Here is a 6,219-nt window from a genome sequence, read left to right on the forward strand (position 1 = left end):
AAACTTTTTGGTGAGACGCTGAAAGCCCCGCGCACCTTAGCTGTTTGGCATGGAGCAACAGGCGAGTAACACTCGGATGTGTCAAGCACCGCGGGTGCGAATCCCTCACGACCCACACCGCTACGGTCGGTCACTCAGTGTGGAGGACCATCCATCATGGCAAAGGCGCTTCTCGGTTACGTCGGCGGCTCCGACCCGCGACTCCTCGCCGAGATGCGACGGCTCCAGCAGCGTGTCCAGGACCTCGAATCCGAGCTCGGACGGATTCAGGCCGAGAACGACGCACTGACGGCTGCCGCTTCTCCCGACAGGATCATGGAGAGCATCGACGCAAACCAGGCGGAGCCTGCGCTCACCTGATCGCTGCATCGCTACACAACAGCACATGCAACGGTTGGGCAGCCCTTTCAACCGCTAAGTTGTCAAGATCTGCAAGGGACGCCCCGGCGTCCCTTCTTTTCTTTCCCGTCCCTCTGGCCTGCCCCCGCGCCCGGCACCTTTCAGCCCCGCGCATTCTTTCACTCTCTTTAACGTCTGGTGTGCCCTGCATGTTCATGCGCGAAACCGCGAGGTTGCGAGGGGTCGTGGAGTGCGCTAGCGCCGCCGGGTAAAGTCCGACGGCGTGCATCTCAAGGCCCTGACCCTTCGCGGGTTCAAGTCGTTCGCCTCGGCGACCACGCTCCGGTTCGAGCCGGGGATCACGTGTGTCGTCGGTCCGAACGGCTCGGGCAAGTCCAACGTCGTGGACGCGCTCACCTGGGTCATGGGTGAGCACAGTGCCAAGTCGCTGCGTGGCGGCAAGATGGAGGACGTCATCTTCGCCGGCACCACCGGCCGCCCGCCGCTGGGCCGCGCCGAGGTGTCCCTGACCATCGACAACTCCGACGGCGCGCTGCCCATCGAGTACGCCGAGGTCACCATCACGCGGATCATGTTCCGCAACGGCGGCAGCGAATACCAGATCAACGGCGACACGTGTCGCCTCCTCGACATCCAGGAACTGCTCTCCGACTCCGGCATCGGCCGCGAGATGCACGTCATCGTCGGCCAGGGCCAGCTGGACTCCGTCCTGCACGCCGACCCGATGGGCCGCCGGGCCTTCATCGAAGAGGCGGCCGGTGTACTGAAACACCGCAAGCGCAAGGAGAAGGCCCTCCGCAAGCTGGACGCGATGCAGGCCAACCTCGCGCGCGTGCAGGACCTGACCGACGAGTTGCGGCGCCAGCTGAAGCCGCTGGGCCGCCAGGCCGCGGTGGCCCGCCGGGCCGCCGTCATCCAGGCGGACCTGCGCGACGCGCGGCTGCGCCTGCTCGCCGACGACCTCGTACGACTGCGCCAGGCGCTGCAGAGCGAGATCGCCGACGAGGCCGCCCTCAAGGAGCGCAGGGAAGCCGCCGAGCAGGAGCTGAAGAAGGCGGTCCAGCGCGAGGCGCTCCTGGAGGACGAGGTACGCCGGCTCACGCCGCGCCTGCAGCGCGCCCAGCAGACCTGGTACGAGCTGTCCCAGCTGGCCGAACGTGTCCGCGGCACCATCTCGCTGGCCGACGCCCGGGTGAAGAGCGCCACCTCCACGCCCCCCGAGGAGCGGCGCGGCCGCGACCCCGAGGACATGGAGCGCGAGGCCCACCGCATCCGGGAGCAGGAGGCCGAGCTGGAGGCGGCCCTGGAGGCGGCGCAGCACGCCCTCGACGACACCGTCGCGCACCGTGCCGAACTGGAGCGCGAACTGGCCATGGAGGAACGGCGCCTGAAGGACGTGGCCCGTTCCATCGCCGACCGCCGGGAGAGCCTGGCCCGGCTGAACGGCCAGGTCAACGCGGCCCGTTCGCGGGCCGGCTCGGCCCAGGCGGAGATCGACCGGCTGGCCGCCGCCCGCGACGAGGCCCAGGAGCGGGCGGTCTCGGCGCAGGAGGAGTACGAGGCGCTGAAGGCGGAGGTCGACGGCCTCGACGCCGGTGACGAGGAACTGGCCGGCCGGCACGAGCAGGCCAGGCTGCGGCTCGCCGAGGCGGAGGCGGCCCTGACCGCGGCCCGCGAGGCGACCACCGTGGCGGAACGCAGTCGCGCCGCCACCCAGGCCCGCCGCGAGGCGCTGGCGCTGGGCCTGCGCCGCAAGGACGGCACCGGCATACTGCTCGGCGCCCGGGACCGCATCGCCGGAGTCCTGGGCCCGGCGGCGGAACTGCTGACGGTGACCCCGGGCCACGAGGTCGCCCTGGCCGCGGCCTTCGGCACGGCGGCCGACGCCGTCGCGGTGACGACCCCGACCTCGGCGGCCGACGCGATCCGCCTCCTGCGCAAACAGGACGGCGGCCGAGCGGCCCTGCTCCTCTCGGGCGCCCCCGAACCGGCCCAGCCTGAAGCGCCTTACAGGGGCGCGGGGAACGGCGCGACCGGCCACGAGGGTGCGGCAGACGGCCGACGACCTGTCACGGCACTGGGTGAAGCAGGCGGCTTGGCGGCGCCCCATGGGGGCACGGGGAACGGCGCGACCGGCCACGACGCACCCGCGGCCGACGGGCGACCCCTCCCGGCGCCCCCCTCCGGGACGCCCGCCGCCGATCTCGTCCGTGGTCCCGCCGACCTGATGCCCGCCGTCCGCCGCCTCCTGCACGGCATCGTCGTGGTCGACACCCTCGAAGCCGCCGAGGAACTCGTCTACCGCCGGCCCCACCTCACCGCCGTCACCGCCGAAGGCGACCTCCTCGGCGCGCACTTCGCGCACGGCGGCTCCGCGGGCGCCCCCAGCCTCCTCGAAGTACAGGCCTCCGTCGACGAGGCCGCCGCCGAACTGGAGGAGCTGGCGGTCCGCTGCGAGGCGCTGGCCGAGGCCCAGCAGACGGCCCAGGAACACCGCAAGGCGTGCACCGCACAGGTCGAGGAGCTGGCCGAACGCCGCCGCGCCGCCGACCGGGAGAAGTCGGCCGTCGCCCAGCAACTCGGCCGGCTCGCCGGACAGGCGCGCGGCGCGGCCGGTGAGGCGGAACGTTCCACGGCGGCGGCCGCCCGCGCCCAGGAGTCCCTCGACAAGGCCCTGGAAGAGGTCGAGGTACTGGCCGAGCGGCTCGCCGTGGCCGAGGAGATGCCGGTCGAGGAGGAGCCGGACACCTCGGCGCGCGATCGTCTCGCCGCCGACGGCGCCAACGCCCGCCAGACCGAGATGGAGGCCCGCCTCCAGGTCCGTACCCACGAGGAGCGGGTCAAGGGCCTCGCCGGCCGCGCCGATTCCCTCGACCGCGCCGCCCGCGCGGAACGCGAGGCACGCGCGCGTGCGGAACAGCGCCGGGCCCGGCTGCGCCACGAGGCCGCGGTCGCGGAGGCCGTCGCCGCCGGCGCCCGCCAACTGCTCGCGCATGTCGAGGTCTCGGTCGGCCGGGCCGACCGGGAGCGGGCCGCCGCCGAGGCCGCGAAGGCCCGGCGAGAGCAGGAGCTGACCGCCGCCCGCGGCACCGGCCGCGACCTCAAGGCGGAACTCGACAAACTCACGGATTCAGTTCACCGGGGCGAGGTACTCGGCGCCGAGAAGCGGCTGCGGATCGAGCAGCTGGAGACCAAGGCGCTGGAGGAGCTCGGTGTCGAACCGGCCGGACTCGTCGAGGAGTACGGACCGCACCAGCCGGTGCCGCCCTCGCCCCCCGCCGAGGGCGAGGTGCTGCCGGACGACCCCGAGCACCCGCGCAACCAGCCCAAGTCCTTCCACCGGGCCGAACAGGAACGCCGTTTCAAGGCGGCCGAGCGTGCCTATCAGCAGCTCGGCAAGGTCAACCCGCTCGCCCTGGAGGAGTTCGCGGCTCTCGAGGAACGGCACAAGTTCCTCAGCGAGCAGCTGGAGGACCTGAAGAAGACCCGCGCCGACCTGCTTCAAGTGGTGAAGGAGGTCGACGAGCGCGTCGAGCAGGTCTTCACGGAGGCGTTCCGGGACACGGCCCGCGAGTTCGAGGGCGTCTTCAGCCGTCTCTTCCCGGGCGGCGAGGGACGGCTGATCCTGACCGACCCCGACAACATGCTCACCACGGGCGTGGACGTCGAGGCCCGGCCGCCGGGCAAGAAGGTCAAGCGGCTCTCCCTGCTGTCGGGTGGCGAGCGCTCGCTGACCGCCGTGGCGATGCTGGTGTCGATCTTCAAGGCGCGGCCCAGCCCGTTCTACGTCATGGACGAGGTCGAGGCGGCTCTGGACGACACCAACCTCCAGCGGCTGATCCGGATCATGCAGGAGCTCCAGGAGTCGTCGCAGCTGATCGTGATCACGCACCAGAAGCGCACGATGGAGGTCGCCGACGCGCTCTACGGCGTCTCCATGCAGGGTGACGGTGTGTCGAAGGTCATCAGCCAGCGGCTTCGCTGACGCCGGGTCCCGGCCGACCGCGGCTGCGGGTGCGTCGTGGCCGGTCGCGCCCCGCGGCGGAGCCGCTCATCGACACGGCCCGCACTCCTAGGTAGATCATCTCCCTCTCTTCTTCAAGAAGTGAACGCATCTTCATTGCGTGGTATCTGCAACTTCACACCCGACCGGGTATTGACTTCGAAACTTGAAGGCATAGTCTCTGCAACGTTGCTTTTACCTTCAGGTGTGAGCGGTGTGAAGTTGTGCGCCACTTGAACCTGAGAGGGCTCACCCCCACCCCCCGGCAGCGCTGCCGGGTGGCCCGAGGAGTTTTCTGTGACCAGCACTGCGCAGGCACCCAATTCAGGAGCCGGGACGGCTCACCCCGATCATCTCGGGCATGTCATCTTCATCGCGGCGGCCGCCGCGATGGGCGGTTTCCTCTTCGGCTACGACAGCTCCGTCATCAACGGTGCCGTCGAGGCCATCCGAAGCCGCTATGACATCGGGTCCGCCGCCCTGGCCCAGGTCATCGCCATCGCCCTGATCGGCTGTGCCATCGGTGCCGCGACCGCCGGGCGGATAGCCGACCGGATCGGCCGTATCCGCTGCATGCAGATCGCCGCCGTGCTGTTCACCGTCAGCGCCGTCGGCTCGGCGCTGCCGTTCGCTCTGTGGGACTTCGCCTTCTGGCGGATCATCGGCGGCTTCGCCATCGGCATGGCCTCCGTCATCGGCCCCGCCTACATCGCCGAGGTCGCTCCGCCCGCCTACCGCGGCCGTCTCGGTTCCTTCCAGCAGGCCGCGATCGTCATCGGCATCGCCGTCTCGCAGCTGGTCAACTGGGGTCTGCTCAACGCCGCCGGCGGCGACCAGCGCGGCAAGCTGATGGGCCTGGAAGCCTGGCAGGTCATGCTGGGCGTCATGGTGATCCCGGCCGTCCTGTACGGCCTGCTCTCCTTCGCCATCCCCGAGTCCCCGCGCTTCCTGATCTCGGTCGGCAAGCACGACCGCGCCCGCGAGATCCTCGAAGAGGTCGAGGGCGGCAAGATCGACCTGGACGCCCGCGTCGCCGAGATCGAGCACGCGATGAAGAGCGAGCACAAGTCGACGTTCAAGGACCTCCTCGGCGGCTCCTTCTTCTTCAAGCCGATCGTCTGGGTCGGTATCGGCCTCTCGGTCTTCCAGCAGTTCGTCGGCATCAACGTCGCGTTCTACTACTCCTCGACGCTGTGGCAGTCGGTCGGCGTCGACCCGACGGACTCGTTCCTCTACTCCTTCACGACGTCGATCATCAACATCATCGGCACCGTGATCGCGATGATCTTCGTGGACCGCATCGGCCGCAAGCCGCTCGCCCTCATCGGTTCGGTCGGCATGGTCGTCGGCCTCGCCCTGGAGGCCTGGGCCTTCTCCTACCACCTGGTCGACGGCAAGCTCCCGGCCGCGCAGGGCTGGACCGCGCTGATCGCCGCCCACGTCTTCGTCCTCTTCTTCGCCCTGTCCTGGGGTGTGGTCGTCTGGGTCTTCCTCGGCGAGATGTTCCCGAACAAGATCCGCGCCGCCGCGCTGGGCGTGGCCGCCTCCGCGCAGTGGATCGCCAACTGGGCCATCACCGCGAGCTTCCCGTCGCTGGCCGACTGGAACCTCTCCGCGACCTACGTGATCTACACGGTCTTCGCGGCCCTCTCCATCCCGTTCGTCCTCAAGTACGTCAAGGAGACGAAGGGCAAGTCCCTGGAGGAGATGGGCTGACCCTCGTCACGAGGTCCCCGACTCGAGGAGAAGGGCCAAGTCCCCGCTGCCCCTCTCCTCGTACCCTCCGTCGCCCCGCCCGGGCAGTGACCGGGCGGGGGGGACGGGCAAAAACACCCACAAAAAACCACAAAAATGAG

General features: G+C 69.9%; 3 protein-coding genes. All 3 read left to right on the forward strand.

The genetic code is table 11. The annotated features are described in order from the left end of the window. Window positions 1-156: 156 nt before the first annotated feature. The 3 genes from ABZ642_RS18965 to ABZ642_RS18975 all read left to right on the forward strand — a co-directional run bounded on the left by ABZ642_RS18965 (window position 157) and on the right by ABZ642_RS18975 (window position 6,079). Window positions 157-360, forward strand: coding sequence for a hypothetical protein (locus ABZ642_RS18965; RefSeq protein ID WP_360484835.1), 204 nt, complete (start codon window positions 157-159; stop codon window positions 358-360). 262 nt (window positions 361-622) lie between these two features. Further along, entirely contained in the window at window positions 623-4,345 is a 3,723-nt protein-coding gene (locus tag ABZ642_RS18970) for an AAA family ATPase (protein WP_360484838.1), read from the forward strand. 315 nt (window positions 4,346-4,660) lie between these two features. Further along, window positions 4,661-6,079: a sugar porter family MFS transporter gene (locus tag ABZ642_RS18975; RefSeq protein WP_360484841.1), complete on the forward strand. Its 1,419-nt coding sequence runs from the start codon at window positions 4,661-4,663 to the stop codon at window positions 6,077-6,079. Window positions 6,080-6,219 lie beyond the last annotated feature (140 nt).

It is taken from the genome of Streptomyces sp. NPDC007157 (assembly GCF_040634235.1).
Taxonomy (GTDB): domain Bacteria; phylum Actinomycetota; class Actinomycetes; order Streptomycetales; family Streptomycetaceae; genus Streptomyces.